At 69.9% G+C, this 15,822-nt stretch carries 14 protein-coding genes; all 14 read left to right on the top strand.

Annotated features, from left to right (window positions below; all coding sequences use genetic code 11):
- The first annotated feature begins 159 nt into the window (after nt 1-159).
- The 14 genes from ACFW01_RS11025 (at nt 160) to ACFW01_RS10960 (ending at nt 15,573) form a co-directional block, all read left to right on the top strand.
- Nucleotides 160-1,935: a trypsin-like serine protease gene (locus ACFW01_RS11025; RefSeq protein WP_384503058.1), complete on the top strand. Its 1,776-nt coding sequence runs from the start codon at nt 160-162 to the stop codon at nt 1,933-1,935.
- Between the two features lie 341 nt (nt 1,936-2,276).
- The gene (locus ACFW01_RS11020; protein ID WP_384503056.1) at nt 2,277-3,422 is read left to right on the top strand and encodes an LCP family protein; all 1,146 of its coding nucleotides are present in this window, start codon (nt 2,277-2,279) and stop codon (nt 3,420-3,422) included.
- A gap of 136 nt (nt 3,423-3,558) precedes the next feature.
- Entirely contained in the window at nt 3,559-3,783 is a 225-nt protein-coding gene (gene rpmE, locus ACFW01_RS11015) for a 50S ribosomal protein L31 (protein WP_064729851.1), read from the top strand.
- Between the two features lie 117 nt (nt 3,784-3,900).
- On the top strand, nt 3,901-4,977 hold the full coding sequence (prfA, locus tag ACFW01_RS11010) for a peptide chain release factor 1 (protein ID WP_125493192.1): 1,077 nt from the start codon (nt 3,901-3,903) through the stop codon (nt 4,975-4,977).
- Between the two features lie 51 nt (nt 4,978-5,028).
- Nucleotides 5,029-5,874 carry a peptide chain release factor N(5)-glutamine methyltransferase gene (gene prmC / locus ACFW01_RS11005; RefSeq protein ID WP_125493191.1) on the top strand — a complete coding sequence of 282 codons (846 nt, stop codon included), beginning with the start codon at nt 5,029-5,031 and terminating at the stop codon, nt 5,872-5,874.
- A 50-nt stretch (nt 5,875-5,924) separates the two neighbouring features.
- The gene (locus ACFW01_RS11000) at nt 5,925-6,572 is read left to right on the top strand and encodes an L-threonylcarbamoyladenylate synthase (protein WP_122616247.1); all 648 of its coding nucleotides are present in this window, start codon (nt 5,925-5,927) and stop codon (nt 6,570-6,572) included.
- Nucleotides 6,569-7,249, top strand: coding sequence for a protein-tyrosine-phosphatase (locus ACFW01_RS10995; protein ID WP_384503053.1), 681 nt, complete (start codon nt 6,569-6,571; stop codon nt 7,247-7,249). The genes ACFW01_RS11000 and ACFW01_RS10995 overlap by 4 nt, the downstream gene beginning before the upstream one ends.
- A 247-nt stretch (nt 7,250-7,496) precedes the next feature.
- On the top strand, nt 7,497-8,774 hold the full coding sequence (glyA, locus tag ACFW01_RS10990; RefSeq protein ID WP_384503051.1) for a serine hydroxymethyltransferase: 1,278 nt from the start codon (nt 7,497-7,499) through the stop codon (nt 8,772-8,774).
- A 163-nt stretch (nt 8,775-8,937) separates the two neighbouring features.
- Nucleotides 8,938-9,330 carry a hypothetical protein gene (locus tag ACFW01_RS10985; RefSeq protein ID WP_234960881.1) on the top strand — a complete coding sequence of 131 codons (393 nt, stop codon included), beginning with the start codon at nt 8,938-8,940 and terminating at the stop codon, nt 9,328-9,330.
- A gap of 94 nt (nt 9,331-9,424) precedes the next feature.
- Nucleotides 9,425-10,393, top strand: a complete 969-nt coding sequence (locus tag ACFW01_RS10980; RefSeq protein WP_234960882.1) for a hypothetical protein — start codon at nt 9,425-9,427, stop codon at nt 10,391-10,393.
- A gap of 19 nt (nt 10,394-10,412) precedes the next feature.
- The gene (locus tag ACFW01_RS10975; RefSeq protein ID WP_384503048.1) at nt 10,413-12,038 is read left to right on the top strand and encodes a peptidoglycan-binding protein; all 1,626 of its coding nucleotides are present in this window, start codon (nt 10,413-10,415) and stop codon (nt 12,036-12,038) included.
- An 86-nt stretch (nt 12,039-12,124) separates the two neighbouring features.
- Nucleotides 12,125-12,904, top strand: a complete 780-nt coding sequence (locus tag ACFW01_RS10970) for an ABC transporter ATP-binding protein (RefSeq protein WP_234960941.1) — start codon at nt 12,125-12,127, stop codon at nt 12,902-12,904.
- A 29-nt stretch (nt 12,905-12,933) separates the two neighbouring features.
- Entirely contained in the window at nt 12,934-14,142 is a 1,209-nt protein-coding gene (locus tag ACFW01_RS10965; protein WP_234960884.1) for an ABC transporter permease, read from the top strand.
- A 126-nt stretch (nt 14,143-14,268) separates the two neighbouring features.
- Nucleotides 14,269-15,573, top strand: coding sequence for an MraY family glycosyltransferase (locus tag ACFW01_RS10960; RefSeq protein WP_384503046.1), 1,305 nt, complete (start codon nt 14,269-14,271; stop codon nt 15,571-15,573).
- The last annotated feature ends 249 nt before the right edge of the window (nt 15,574-15,822 follow it).

Here is a 15,822-nt window from a genome sequence, read left to right as displayed (position 1 = left end):
GGGTGATGGAGCGGGACTTCCGCCTTGTAGGATCAGCGCACCGCAGTGGGGGGGAACGTATTTTCGGATACGCCCACGGGGCGATCTGTGCCGCCTTCACGGGCCCGTGCCCGTCGGGATCTTCTCTCCTGCCTGCGTACACAGCGACAGGAGACCTGAGTGACCTCAACCCCTCGAAGACGCCGCCTGGCTCTTCCCGCGGCCGCCGCCGCACTCGCCCTGTCGGGCGCGGTCCTCTCGACCGCCCCCGCGCAGGCCTCCGGCACCACTCCGGCGCCGCCGCAGCCCGCCCTCACCGAGCGGCCCACCTCCTCCGACGCCGAGCTGGTGCGGCGGATCGAGGACTCCGGGGCCGCCCTCAAGGACGACACCACCGCCGCGCCGGGGGCCACCCCGGAGGCCGGGGCCCCGTCCGGCCGCGTCGATCCGAAGATCATCGGCGGTAAGGACGCGACCATCACCGAGGCGCCGTGGATGGTGCAGCTGCACTACTACGACGACAAGGGCACCTCCGGCACCGCCGACGACGAGGGCTACTTCTGCGGCGGCACCCTGGTGGCCCCGGCGAAGGTCCTGACCGCAGCCCACTGCGTGTACGGCCTGGACTGGACGGCGAACGGCGCCGTCCTCGGCGGCACGGCCCAGCTGCCGGACGGTGACGACCTGCACGGCGGCCGGGTGGCCGGCGTGTGGCGCCAGTGGGTCAACCCGACCTACCGGCCGAGTACCACCTCGGGCGGTGACCTCGCGATCCTCACGCTGTCCGAGGCGCTGCCGTACAAGACGCTCCAGCCCACGTCGAGCGGCGACAACGCCTCGTACGTGAACGGCACCCCGGCGACCGTCTACGGCTGGGGGCGCACCGACTCCGCCAGCCAGGACATCTCGCCGACGCTGAAGAAGGCGACCGTGCCGATGCGCACGGACGCCGCCTGCGACGCGTACTGGGGCGCCGACTTCGTGCCCGGCCAGATGGCCTGCGCCGGGAATCCGGCGAGCGGCCAGAACGCCGGCACGGTCTCCCCGTGCAACGGCGACTCCGGCGGCCCCCTCGTGGTCAACGGCCGGATCGCCGGCGTCGTGTCCTGGGGCGTCAAGGACTGTGTCGCCTCCGGCGCCTACGCCGTCTACGCCAAGACCCGCTCCTACGTCGCGGAGATCAACGCCCGCGTCGACGACAGCGACGTGGACTTCGACGGACTCGCGGACCTCTTCGCCCGCACATCGGGCGGCACGGCCTACGAGTACTACTCGCGCGGCGACCAGTGGCCGTACCTGGCCGACCGGATCGAGGCCGGGAACTGGGATTGGGTGAACCTGGTGCGCCAGGCCGACCTGAACCGCGACTCCTTCCAGGACTACCTGTACCGGACCCCGGACGGCGTGCTGTACGACTTCGCGTTCAACGGCGACGACCGCTACGAGCCGGTCCGCGTCGGCGGCGGCTGGAACGCGATGGCGGACCTCCGCGTCCCCGGCGACCTCTCCGGCGACGCCCTGCCCGACCTGGTCGCCAAGGACAAGTCCGGTGTCCTGTGGCTGTACCCCGGCAAGGGCAACGGCCTCTTCGGCACCCGCGTCCGCATCGGCGGCGGCTGGGCCTCGTACACGATCACCGGCAAGGGCGACTACGACCGCGACGGCAGGCCCGACCTGCTCGCGCGGGACGGCTCCGGCGTCCTGTGGCTCTACCCCGGCACCGGGAAGGCCGCGCCGGCCCTCGGTACCCGCGTGCGGGTCGGCGGCGGCTGGTCCGTGTACGACGCCTTCGCCACCGCCGGTGACGTCACCGGAGACGGCAGGTCCGACCTGCTGTCCCGGGACCGCTCCGGGGTGATGTGGCTGTACAAGGGCACCGGCGGCACGGGCACGGCGACGTTCAAGGCCCGCGTGCGGGTCGGCGGCGGCTGGGGAGCGTTCAACCTCTTCGGCTGACCAAGCGGCGGCCTTCCGCGCCTGTCAGGGGCCGTCTCCGTACGGAGACGGCCCCTTCGCGCTGCGACCTTCGCCACAGGGCCGGAGCCCGGGGTCGTCTAGGGGTACCCGGGACGGCGTCCCCGGATCCCCAGGTCAACGGCGTGCTCTCCCCCGACATGAACACGTTGCGTGACCATTTGCCCACCAGATCACCACAGACCGTTGTGCAACCCTGTCCCGAGTTCCGCCGTCTCAGTTACGGGGGGACGATGGTGAGGTACCGGTGGAAACCGCCGGAGCCGACCGACCCCGACCCTGAGCGCAGGGGGTAGACCGACCGGACGAACACCGAGGAGCCCATGTCAGCCGAGAGCACGCCGGACCCCGCGATACCCGGCCCCGGAGAGTCCAGCGGCACCGGACCCGGCCGCCGGGGCAAGGGCCGCCGCCGCAAGCCCAAGGGCAAGCGGCGCAAGGCCCTGCTCGTCGCCGCCTGGAGCGCCGCGGGCATCGTGGTCCTGGGCGGCACCGGCGCCGGAGTCCTGTACTTCAAGCTGAACGGCAACCTCACGAGCGTCGACATCGACCAGGCACTCGGCGCCGACCGGCCCGAGAAGGCCGACAACGGCTCCGAGAACATCCTGGTGCTCGGCTCGGACACCCGCGCCGGCGGCAACGACAAGCTCGGCGGCGGCACCGACGACGGCACCGCCCGCTCGGACACGGCGATGATCGTGCACGTCCACAAGGGCCACAAGAAGGCCAGCGTGGTCTCCATCCCGCGGGACACCCTCATCGACCGCCCCGCGTGCAGCGGCACCAACGGCGACGAGCAGCCCGCCGCCAGGGACGTGATGTTCAATTCCGCCTACTCCACCGGTGGCGCCGCCTGCGCCGTGAAGACCGTCGAGTCGATCAGCGGCCTGCGCATGGACCACTACCTGGAGGTCGACTTCAGCGGCTTCCAGAACCTCGTCGACGACCTCGGCGGCGTCGAGGTCACCACCACCGAGAGCATCAAGGACCCCGACAGCCACCTGGACCTCGCCGCCGGGACGCACACCCTCGACGGAGAGCAGGCGCTCGGCCTGGTCCGCACCCGGCACGGCGTCGGCGACGGCTCCGACCTCGGCCGCATCCAGCTCCAGCAGGCCTTCGTCAAGGCCCTGGTCGAGCAGGTCAAGGACGTCGGCGTGCTCGGCAACCCGAAGAAGCTGTACGACCTCGCCGACACCGCCACCAAGACCGTGACCACCGACTCCGAGCTGGGCTCGGTGAACTCCCTGATGTCCTTCGCGAGCGGCCTCAAGGGCATCAGCCCGGAGGGCATGAACATGGTCACCATGCCGGTGGTCTACGACCCCGCGGACGCCAACCGGGTCCTGATGGAGAAGGGCAAGGCCCAGCAGGTGTGGACGGCCCTGAAGAACGACCGGCCGATCCCCGCGACCGCCACCGAGGGCACCGCGGCCGGCGGGGCCAAGGGCGTCGTGAACGCCTCCTGAACGCCTCGGAATAGATGACGGCCGCCCCCGGTTTTGGGGAGTGACGCCAGTCCTGGCAGACTGGTACGTCGGCCCCGGTTCACGCTCCCGCACCCCGCGGCGGCGACCCGGCGCCCTCCCGAACCTAGGAGACACCTTGAAGCGCGACATCCACCCCGAGTACGTCGAGACGCAGGTCAGCTGCACCTGCGGCGCGTCGTTCACCACCCGCAGCACCATCGAGTCCGGCACCGTCCGCGCCGAGGTCTGCTCCGAGTGCCACCCGTTCTACACGGGCAAGCAGAAGATCCTCGACACCGGTGGCCGCGTGGCCCGCTTCGAGGCCCGCTTCGGCAAGGCTTCCGCCGGCTCCAAGAAGTAGCGAGCCCCCAACCGCCGGTCCACGGCCGCATCCCCCGCCCGGGGGAGCGCCGGGACCGGCGTTTTTGGTCGCCCGCCTTCCCCTTCCCCCGCAGTTTCCGCAGTGCAGGAGCCCAAGATGTTCGAGGCCGTCGAGGAACTCGTCGCCGAGCACGCCGACCTGGAGACGAAGCTCGCCGACCCGTCGGTCCACTCCGACCAGGCCAACGCCCGCAAGCTGAACAAGCGGTACGCCGAGCTGACCCCGATCGTCGCCACGTTCCGCTCCTGGAAGCAGACGGGCGACGACATCGAGACCGCGCGCGAGCTGGCCGCCGACGACCCCGACTTCGCCGCCGAGGTCAAGGAGCTGGACAAGCAGCGCGAGGAGCTCACCGAGAAGCTCCGCCTCCTGCTCGTCCCGCGCGACCCCAGCGACGACAAGGACGTCATCCTGGAGATCAAGGCCGGCGCGGGCGGCGACGAGTCCGCCCTGTTCGCCGGTGACCTGCTGCGCATGTACCTGCGCTACGCCGAGCGGGTCGGCTGGAAGACCGAGGTCATCGACTCCACCGAGTCCGAGCTGGGCGGCTACAAGGACGTCCAGGTCGCCGTGAAGACCAAGGGCGGCCAGGGCGCCACCGAGCCCGGCCAGGGCGTCTGGGCGCGGCTGAAGTACGAGGGCGGCGTGCACCGCGTGCAGCGGGTGCCCGCGACCGAGTCGCAGGGCCGGATCCACACCTCAGCGGCCGGCGTGCTCGTCACGCCCGAGGCCGAGGAGATCGACGTCGAGATCAACCCCAACGACCTGCGCATCGACGTCTACCGCTCCTCCGGGCCCGGCGGCCAGTCCGTCAACACCACCGACTCCGCCGTGCGCATCACGCACATCCCGACCGGGGTCGTCGCCTCCTGCCAGAACGAGAAGAGCCAGCTGCAGAACAAGGAGCAGGCGATGCGTATCCTGCGCTCCAGGCTGCTCGCGGCCGCGCAGGAGGAGGCGGAGAAGGAGGCCGCGGACGCCCGGCGCAGCCAGGTCCGCACCGTCGACCGCTCCGAGAAGATCCGCACGTACAACTTCCCGGAGAACCGCATCTCGGACCACCGTGTCGGCTTCAAGGCGTACAACCTGGACCAGGTCCTGGACGGCGACCTCGACTCGGTGATCCAGGCCTGCGTCGACGCGGACTCGGCCGCCAAGCTCGCCGCCGCCTAGGCACCGCCGCACCACCCACACCGGACCACAGCTCAGCCCCGGAGGACCAGCGTGAACCTGCTGCTCATGGAGGTGGCCCAGGCCACCCAGCGGCTGGCCGACGCCGGCGTGCCCTCACCGCGCACCGACGCGGAGGAACTCGCCGCGTACCTGCACGGCGTCAAGCGGGGCGAGCTGCACACCGTGCCGGACGCGGAGTTCGACGCCCGCTACTGGGAGGTCGTCGCCCGCCGTGAGGCGCGCGAGCCGCTCCAGCACATCACCGGCCGCGCCTACTTCCGCTACCTGGAGCTCCAGGTGGGCCCCGGCGTCTTCGTGCCCCGCCCCGAGACCGAGTCCGTGGTCGGCTGGGCCATAGACGCGGTGCGCGCCATGGACGTGGTCGAACCCTGCATCGTCGACCTGTGCACCGGCTCCGGCGCCATCGCGCTCGCGCTGGCCCAGGAGGTGCCCCGCTCGCGTGTGTACGCCGTGGAGCTGTCCGAGGACGCGCTCAGGTGGACACGCAAGAACATGGAGGGGTCCAGGGTCGAGCTGCGCCAGGGAGACGCCCTGGCGGCCTTCCCGGACCTCGACGGACAGGTCGACCTGGTCGTCTCCAACCCGCCGTACATCCCGCTCACCGAGTGGGAGTACGTCGCACCCGAGGCCCGCGACCACGATCCGCAGATGGCCCTGTTCTCCGGCGAGGACGGCCTCGACCTGATCCGCGGCCTGGAACGCACCGCGCACCGCCTGCTGCGCCCCGGCGGCGTGGTCGTCGTCGAGCACGCCGACACCCAGGGCGGCCAGGTGCCGTGGATCTTCACCGAGGAGCGGGGCTGGGCCGACGCGGCCGACCACCCCGACCTCAACAACCGCCCGCGGTTCGCGACCGCCCGCAAGGCACTGCCGTGAGCACCGCCCCGACTTCCATCCCGCAGTACGTGTACGAGGAGGCCCGCTAAATGGCACGGCGATACGACACCAACGACGCGACCGACCGAGTGACCGGTCTGCGCGAGGCCGCGTCCGCCGTCCGCCGTGGCGAGCTCGTGGTGCTCCCGACGGACACGGTGTACGGCATCGGCGCCGACGCGTTCTCCGGGGAGGCCGTCGCCGACCTGCTGGACGCCAAGGGCCGCGGCCGCAACATGCCCACGCCCGTCCTCATCGGCTCCCCGAACACCCTGCACGGCCTGGTCACCGACTTCTCCGAGCTGGCCTGGGAGCTGGTCGACGCCTTCTGGCCGGGCGCGCTGACGCTGGTCGCCAAGCACCAGCCGTCCCTCCAGTGGGACCTCGGCGACACCCGCGGCACGGTCGCCGTGCGCATGCCGCTGCACCCCGTCGCCATCGAGCTGCTCACCGAGTTCGGCCCCATGGCCGTCTCCTCCGCCAACCTCACCGGACACCCGGCGCCCGAGGACTGCGACGCCGCCCAGCAGATGCTCGGCGACTCCGTCTCCGTCTACCTCGACGGCGGCCCCACCCCCGGCAACGTCCCGTCGTCCATCGTCGACGTCACCCGCGAGGTGCCGGTGCTGCTGCGCGCGGGCGCGCTCTCCGCCGAGGAGCTGCGCAAGGTGGTACCCGACCTCGAGGTGGCGAATTGACGGCCCCTGGGACGGGGCGTGGCATAGGCAACGGGGAACGTGCCGCGGAGATCACGACGACGTTCGTCGGGCTTCCGCGCGACAGCTTCCGCATCCTCCACGTCAGCACCGGCAACGTCTGCCGCTCGCCCATCACCGAGCGGCTGACCCGGCATTTCGTGACGGAGCGGCTCGGCGTGCTGGGCGGCGGCCTCATCGTGGAGAGCGCGGGCACCTGGGGCCACGAGGGCGCGCCGATGGAGACGAACGCGGAGACGGTCCTCGCGGACTTCGGCGCGGACGCGGCCGGGTTCACCGGGCGTGAGCTGCTCGACGAGCACGTGATCCGCGCGGACCTGGTGCTCACCGCCACGCGGGACCACCGGGCGCAGGTCATCTCCATGGGCCACTCGGCCGGACTGCGCACCTTCACCCTCAAGGAGTTCACCCGCCTGGTCAACGCCATCGACCCGGCGACGCTGCCGTCCCTGGACGAGGGCGTGGTCACCCGCGCACGCGCCCTGGTCCGCGCGGCGGCGGCGCTGCGCGGATGGCTGCTGGCACCCACCGCGGAGGCGGACGAGGTGTACGACCCCTACGGGGCGCCGCTGCCGTTCTTCCGGTCCGTGGGGGACGAGATACACCAGGCACTGGACCCGGTGGTGACGGCGCTGACCGGGGTTGCCACGCGAGCCTGACGAGGCGAGGCGGGATGCGGGCCGGGGAGAGCCGGCGGGCGGAGTCCGCCGCAGCGTCCCGATGCCTGGGAGGCCCGCCAGGGCCGAGCAGTGTGAGGGGCGCGTCGGGAGTGGGGCCCCGGTGGTGACGGCGCTGACGGGCGTCGCGGCGCGGGCGTAGGGCGTACGGCCCCCGACGCCGGGCGGCATCCCGCCCCCGGGCCTACATTGGTCGTACGTCACCGTCGACGCACGCCCGGAGCACACCATGTCGGTCACCCACGACGTCCCCCTGGCCGAGGACAGCGCGCTCGCGGGACTGGGCCGCCAGGACCCCGAACTGGCCGAGATCCTGGTCGCCGAGCGACGCCGGCAGTCGACGACCCTCCAGCTGATCGCCGCCGAGAACTTCATGTCCCCCGCGGTGCTGGCCGCGCTCGGCTCCCCGCTGGCCAACAAGTACGCCGAGGGCTACCCGGGCGCCCGCCACCACGGCGGCTGCGAGCTCGTGGACGTCGCGGAGCGGCTCGCCGTGGAGCGGGCCCGGGAGCTGTTCGGCGCCGAGCACGCCAACGTGCAGCCCCACTCCGGCTCCTCCGCCGTGCTGGCCGCCTACGCAGCCCTGCTGCGCCCCGGCGACACCGTCCTCGCCCTCGGCCTGCCGTACGGCGGCCACCTCACGCACGGTTCGCCCGCCAACTTCTCCGGCCGCTGGTTCGACTTCGTCGGCTACGGGGTGGACGCGGAGACCGGCCTCGTCGCCCACGACCAGGTGCGCACCCTGGCCCGGGCACGCCGGCCCAAGGCGATCGTGTGCGGTTCGATCGCCTACCCCCGCCACCTCGACTACGCCTTCTTCCGCGAGGTGGCCGACGAGGTGGGCGCCTACCTCATCGCGGACGCCGCCCACCCGATGGGGCTGGTCGCCGGGGGAGCGGCGCCCAGCCCGGTGCCGTACGCCGACATCGTGTGCGCCACCACACACAAGGTGCTGCGCGGGCCGCGCGGCGGCATGGTGCTGTGCGGGAGCGAGCTGGCGGAGCGGGTGGACCGGGCCGTGTTCCCCTTCACCCAGGGCGGCGCGCAGATGCACACCATCGCCGCCAAGGCGGTCGCCTTCGGGGAGGCGGCGACCCCGGCCTTCGCGGCCTACGCCCACCAGGTGGTCGCCAACGCCCGGGCCCTCGCCGCCCACCTGGCCGCCGAGGGCCTGGTCGTCACCACCGGCGGCACCGACACCCACCTGCTCACCGCCGACCCGGCCCCGCTCGGCGTCGACGGCAGGACCGCGCGGGGCCTGCTGGCGGCGGCCGGGATCGTCCTGGACTGCTGCGCGCTGCCGCACGCGGACCTGCGCGGACTGCGTCTGGGCACGGCGGCCGTCACCACCCAGGGCATGGGGGAGCGGGAGATGCAACGGATCGCCGCTCTGCTCACCGAGGTCCTCAGAGGCGATCTCGGGGCCTCCCGGGCTCGTGAGGACGTACGGAGACTGACTGCGGACTTCTCGCCGTGGCCACGCTGGGGGGCTACCGGACACGCCTGAGCCCAGTGATCCAGATCACTATGTAAAGGCTTTGTGACCCTTGCTTCACGCGGGGTGACCATGACAATCTGCTGATCACGCGCAAGACGGGGGTGGAAGCGCCATACCCCTGCTGTTCTCCTCGGGTCGATAAGGCCCGTACTTCCGTGAGTGAGAGGCAGGAATGAACTTCAAGCGTTCAATTCGGTCTGCAATGGCCACGGCGATGGTCCTGGGTGCCGTCGGACTCTTCTCGGGTACCGCGAGTGCCGCGACCAGTGGTAACGGGTACTGCGAGTCCGGTGACTCGTGTTTCTACTACCTCAAGTCGCAGTCGAGCTACATCTTCGACCCAGAGACGAACATCCCGAACTTCAGCCCGATGGATTACGCCCGCCAGACCAGCATCTCCCCGAACGACAACACGATGTCCTATTGGAACCGCTCTTCCAGGACCTGGCACGTCTACACCAACTCGTTCCGGGGCGGTGTTCACGGTTGGGTCCCCGCGGGCCACAAGGGCGACACTTCGTCGAACTTCACTAACAGCATCTCTTCGGCCTACAACTTCGCCTGATCGGAATCTCGGCCTGGCGGGTGCGTGACGCGTGAAATGGGGCCGCCCCACCTGCCGGTGGGGCGGCCCCGTTCTTTCCTCTCTGGAGAATTCCATGGCTGTTGCAAACATCGGGACGGTGTATCCGAGATCCGTCGGGTTCCTGGTCCTGGCCACCGGGCTGCTGCTGGCCGGATGTTCCGGTTCGGAGGACTCGGTGGACGGGGCGGCCTCATCACGGCTGCCCGAGGTCGGCACCCCGCCACAGGTCACTCGGTCTGCCGACCTTAAATATCCGATGCAGTCGTACACGCTGACGGATGGCGAGGTTCGAACACTGTCGAACGCGCAGGAAGTCCTAACTCAGCAATGCATGCGGCGCTTCGGCTTCACCTACGAAATTTCGGACACCCCGTCGACGGATAACGAGTCGGGAACCGCACGCCGTTACGGCCTCTCCGAGGCCGCGAACGCAGAACGGTACGGATATGCGAACCCCGAGGTTCCGCCCACCGACCGGAACGACGACCGAGAACTCGAACCGGCGATGCTCGTCGTACTGAACGGCCCGGACGACATTGATCCCAATTCCCTTCCCGAAACCCAGGAAGAAGCGGAGGCGGGTGGGAAGAAGGGCGACACTGTTCCAGTGGGAGGCTGCTCCAGGGAGTCATACCTGAAGCTTTACGCTCCGACAAAGGGAATGATTGACGTTTCGTTCGCACAGACGCTGGAGCGCGACGCCTACATGAAGTCGCGTACTGATCCCCGCGTCACCGAAATCATCAAGAAGTGGCAGGCGTGTATGGGTGACGGCGGCTACAGCGTCAACGACCCTGTGAGCCCGCTGGAAGACCTCGGTGTCGCGGACGATCCGTCCGGCGATGTCGCGACGAAGGCGGCCGTACTGGACGTCCAGTGCAAGGAAAAGCTCAATCTGGTGGGGGTTTGGTTCTCAGTGGAATCGGCCTACCAGAAACTAGCAGTCGACGAGAACGTCGAAACCCTTACCAAGTACCAGGAGCAGAGCCGGGACCGTCTTCGCTATGCGAATTCACTGATCAGCGGACAGTCGGCGGAGTAGAAACAGGGGGCGGGGCCGGATGGAGACGGGGATGGGCTCGCGGGGCGGAACGGGGAGCGCGGAAGGGGCCGACGACATCTCCGGGAGTCCGCAGGACGCGGAACATGGGCCCGGGACGCAAACCGTCCGCTCTGACCTGAAGCGACGTCGCAGCTGGCTTGCCGCTGTCGCCGTCGGGGCACTGCTGCTTGGTCTGAGCGGTGTGGCTGCAGGTCAGATGATCAAGTCTCCGGCCCAGGTGGTGGCGGACTCGCAGGCGCCCGCTCCCGATGTGCTCACCGCACCGGTGGAGTGGCGAACGTTGAAGAATACTGTCGTGCTGCGCGGTACCGTCACCGCCGACCAGTCCGTGTCGGTGACGCCGGCGGCGAGCGATCAGGAGGGAGTGGTCGCTCCGGTGGTGACGAAGATCCCCGTGAAGGCGGGGAGCTCGGTCCAGGCTGGACAACTCCTCATGGAGGTTTCCGGCCGCCCGGTGTTCACCCTCAAGGGCGCGCTCCCCGTCTACCGGGACCTGCGGCCCGGCGCCGAGGGGGAGGACGTGGCCCAGCTCCAGCGTGCGCTGAGGGCCTCCGGCCACGGGACCGGCGCCGACACCGCGGGGCACTTCGGGGCCGGCACCAAGACGGCGCTGCGGTCCTTGTACTCCTCCCTGGGGTACGAGTCGGTGCAGGCGACGGATGACGACGGTGAGGGCCTACAGGCCGCCGAGAAGGCGGTGAAACAGGCAACGAGAAACCTGGAGGACGCCCGGGACGTGGCCCGTACCCCCCAGCCAGAAAACTCATCCGCTTCAGACGGTTCCGAGGCGGGCGGTACCAAGGCGAACGGTACCGCCGCCTCAGGTGCGACGGACGCGTGGCAGATCGGGGCGAGCGGTGACGGGCGACGAGCCGTGGAGCGAGCCGCGGAGGACCTGGCGGACGCGCAGCGGGAACTGGAGGAAGTGCGGGCCGCCTCCGGACCGATGCTGCCCGCGAGCGAGGTGGTCTTCCTCTCGGACTTCCCGGCCAGAGTCGATCGGATCACAGCTGTGGTCGGTTCCCAGCCGGACGAGTCCGTGATGACTCTGTCCGCTGGCAGGCTGGAGGTCCACGGATACCTCCAGGACCACCAGAATGGTTTGGTCAGGGCTGGGCAGCCAGTGGAGATCCGTTCGGAGAGCAGATCGTTGGCCGTGCCTGGGAGGGTCAGGTCCGTCGCCGACTCCCCGAACCAGGGCGGGGTGGATGTGTCCAGTGGCGCCGCGGACCAGAGCGGCCAGGGCACCGACTCCCCCCGCGGCTATCTGATGGTGGTGGAACCGGACGAGGCCCTGGACGGTCAACTTGTCGGAGAAAACGTCCGGTTGACCATCGAGGCCGCATCCACCGATGGCCGGGCACTGGTGGTGCCGGTCACCGCCGTGTCCGCTGGGGCCGACGGCAGGACCACCGTGACCGTCGCGGACGGCGCTGATCGCCGACGCCGTGTGGAGGTCAGGACCGGCACGGATGGCGACGGCTCCGTCGAGGTCGTCCCTGTCGGTGGCGGGCGCTTGGAGAAGGGCGACCGGGTGGTCACGGGGATACGTGATGACCGCGGCGCCGCGAGTGCTGAGAAGCCGTACGGGACGGGCGGCGACCCGGAGGGTGGTGGCGTATGAGGTGGCTCGGCCGGCTGGCGGCCACCGGGCATCAGGATCCGTCCCCACCGGCCACGGACGTCCCCGCGGCGCCCGACGCCCCTGTGATGGAATTCTGCGGAGTCGAGCGGACGTATCCCGGACCGCCGCCGGTGACAGCACTGTGCCGGTGCGACGTGGTCGTACGGCGCGGTGAGTTCGTGACCGTGGTCGGTCCGTCCGGCTCGGGCAAGTCCACCTTCTTGAATGTCGCCGGTCTTCTGGACGTACCCACGCGGGGCACCTATCTGCTGGACGGGGTGGACACGGCCCGGCTGCGGGAGAGAGACCGCGCGGCCCTGCGGGGCCGAGCCATCGGCTTCGTCTTCCAGTCCTTCCACCTGCTCCCGCACCGCAGTGCTCTGGAGAACGTCGTGCTGGCCATGGTCTACAACCGCACCTCGCGCGGAGAGCGTGCCCGGCGGGCGGGTGAGGCGCTGGAGCGGGTGGGGCTCGTCCACCGCGCGCACGCGCTGCCCACCCGGCTGTCCGGAGGGGAGAGACAGCGCGTTGCCATCGCGCGTGCGCTGGCCGCGGGCCCCTCCCTGCTGCTGTGTGACGAGCCGACGGGAAATCTGGACTCGGCCACGGCAGACGGCGTCCTCGCGGTCCTGGACGAACTGAACCGCGACGGCATGACTCTCGTCGTGATCACGCACGACCCGGGCGTAGCCGCACACGGCGCGCGCACTCTCTCCATCCGCGATGGTCTCCTCACCGAGCACCCGCCAGGACCGCCCGCCGACCGCGTTGCGGACTATCACCGCGGAGAACTTGGACGCCACGAACCGTCCGTGCGGGCCGAACCGCCAGCCCCGGTCGGAGAGCAGCGACAGGAGAGCGCGTGAAGAGGAGCCGACCTACCCCGCTTTCCGTCATGCCGTCGAGGTTCGACACCCGTGACCTCTTCGGGGAGGCGCTGGCGGGGATGCTGCAGCGTCCCGCTCGTTCCGCGCTGACCGCGCTCGGCACGGTTCTCGCCATGGGCACCTTTGTGGCCATCCTCGGGATCACCTCCACGGCCTCGTCCCAGATCGACTCCCGTTTCAATCGGTTCACGGCGACCGAGGTGACGGTTGAGGACGTCGCAGCCGAACACGACGAGTTGGCTGGCCCCGCCTTCCCCGACGACGCGGACGTGCGCATTGAGGCCCTCAACGGGGTCGAGCATGCGGGCGTGTACTGGAACGTACGGGCCGAAAGTCCCCTGACCGTGCGGTCCGCCCCCGTGGGAACAGCGAAGGACGGTGAGCGGACCGAGGTCGTCGCTGCCTCACCGGGGGTGCTGCGAGCGGCGCTGCCCACGCTTGCGCAGGGTCGCGTCTACGACGGCTACCACGAGGACTCGGCGGCCAGGGTCGCAGTCCTCGGCTCGGGAACGGCCGCCCGGCTCGGTATCTCCCGTCTCGACACCCAGCCCGCCGTCTTCATCCGCGACGAGCCGTTCACCGTTATCGGCATCGTGGATGACGTCCGACGCAAGGCTGACCTCCTCCTGTCCGTGGTGGTCCCGAGCAGCACCGCGGAGCGGATATGGGGGCCGCCGGAGACAAATGCAGCGAAGATGCTCATCTCCACCCAGCGGGGCGCTGCCACCCAGATCGCCCACGAGGCCCCCACCGCGCTGCGCCCGGACCACCCCGAATATCTCAAAGCTGTTCCCCCGGCCGCTCCCAAGGCCCTGCGCGGCTCTGTCACCGCGGATCTGCGTCAGGCCTTCCTCGTCCTCGCCGCGATCTCTCTGGTCATCGGATCCGTGGGCATTGCCAACACGACCCTGGTGGCGGTGCTGGAGCGCGCCGGGGAGATTGGTCTGCGCCGGGCCCTGGGGGCTCGAGGGCGCCACATCACCCTGCAGTTCCTTACTGAGGCGGGAACCCTCGGAGCGCTTGGCGGGCTCATCGGCACCAGCCTGGGTGCCGCCACCGTGATTGCTGTGGCTGTTATCAATGACTGGACGCCTGTCATCCACCCGCTTACGGTCGCTCTCGCTCCCGTCATCGGACTGGTCACCGGTGTCGTCGCCGGGCTCTACCCGGCGTGGCGGGCGGCTGGCATCCAGCCCGTGGAGGCCCTGCGACGCTGAACCGGAACCGAGTGTCCGCATACGGTGACAGGGCTGTCCCTTTCCGAGCGCTCGCAGGTCCCCGGCAGGAGCAGGGGTTTATTGTGTGAGCTTGAGGTCGGCTACCGGAACTCGTGGGGCATATCTGTGCGTGAATACCTGCTGACGCTCTGCATCACGGCCGCGGTGACGTATCTGCTGACAGGGCCGGTACGGAAGTTCGCGATCGTGGCAGGGGCGATGCCGGAGATCCGGGCACGCGACGTGCACCGGGAACCCACTCCGCGGCTCGGCGGGATCGCCATGTTCTTCGGGCTGTGCGCGGGCCTGCTGGTCGCCGACCACCTCACCAACCTCAGTGAGGTCTTCGAGAAGTCCAACGAACCGCGCGCCCTGCTCTCCGGCGCCGCCCTGATCTGGCTGATCGGCGTCCTGGACGACAAGTTCGAGATCGACGCCCTGATCAAGCTGGGCGGGCAGATGATCGCCGCCGGCGTGATGGTGGTGCAGGGTCTGACCATCCTGTGGATCCCGCTGCCCGGCATCGGCACGGTGGCGCTCACCCAGTGGCAGGGCACCCTGCTGACGGTGGCGCTGGTGGTCATCACCATCAACGCGGTCAACTTCGTGGACGGCCTCGACGGCCTCGCGGCGGGCATGGTGTGCATCGCGGCATGTGCGTTCTTCCTGTACGCCTATCGCATCTGGTTCGGCTACAACATCGAAGCGGCGGCCCCTGCCACGCTTTTCGCTGCGATCCTCATGGGCATGTGCCTGGGCTTCCTGCCGCACAACATGCACCCTGCCCGGATCTTCATGGGTGACTCCGGTTCGATGCTGATCGGCCTGGTACTGGCGGCGGGCGCCATCTCGGCGACTGGGCAGATCGACCCGGATGTGCTGAAGCTCTTCTCCGGCTCCGAGCGCAACACCGTGCACCAGATGGTGCCGGTCTACATCCCGCTCCTGATGCCGCTGACCATCATCGCCATCCCGGCCGCCGACCTGATCCTGGCGATCGTCCGGCGCACCTGGCGCGGCCAGTCGCCGTTCGCGGCGGACCGCGGGCACCTGCACCACCGGCTGCTGGAGATCGGCCACTCGCACAGCCGCGCGGTGCTGATCATGTACTTCTTCTCGGCGCTGATCGCCTTCGGGGCGCTCGCCTACTCCGTGAACGCCGCGTCGATGTGGATCGTGCTGGGTGTGGTCTTCCTCAGCGCGATCGGCCTGGTCCTGCTCCTGTTGCCGCGCTTCACGCCGCGCGCCCCGCGCTGGGCCGAGCGGTTCGTGCCGCCCCGCTACCGGCGCCGGAGGGCCGGGGCGGAGACGGAGGCCGCGGAGGCGGCGGTGGTCGCGGACGAGGCCGCCGAGGAGCGGGTGCCGGTCGCCGCGGGTGTCTCGGGCGTCAACGGGGCCACCGCCATCGGACCCCGTTCGCGCGCAAGGTAAGAATCTGACTAGAGCATTGCCAAGTCGTGGTGGAGCGAATCGCCCCATTACCAGACAAGTGGGCCCAGTGATTGCACAGACGCGCACTGTCACTCTCATGTGTGACAGCAAGCACACCCACAGGTAAAGACCTCATCAAATAGTTTGTGATACGGTTCACGAGAACCCCCGGGTAGAGCCTAAGGACCGTAGTGCGACGGTCTCTTGGGCGTGAGGACTCAGTTCGGCCCGGGACTACGCTCGTCCATG

It is taken from the genome of Streptomyces sp. NPDC058985 (assembly GCF_042740985.1).
Lineage (GTDB): Bacteria > Actinomycetota > Actinomycetes > Streptomycetales > Streptomycetaceae > Streptomyces.
The sequence above is the reverse complement of the archived record's forward strand: the minus strand, read 5'-3'. Positions and strand labels throughout refer to the sequence as shown.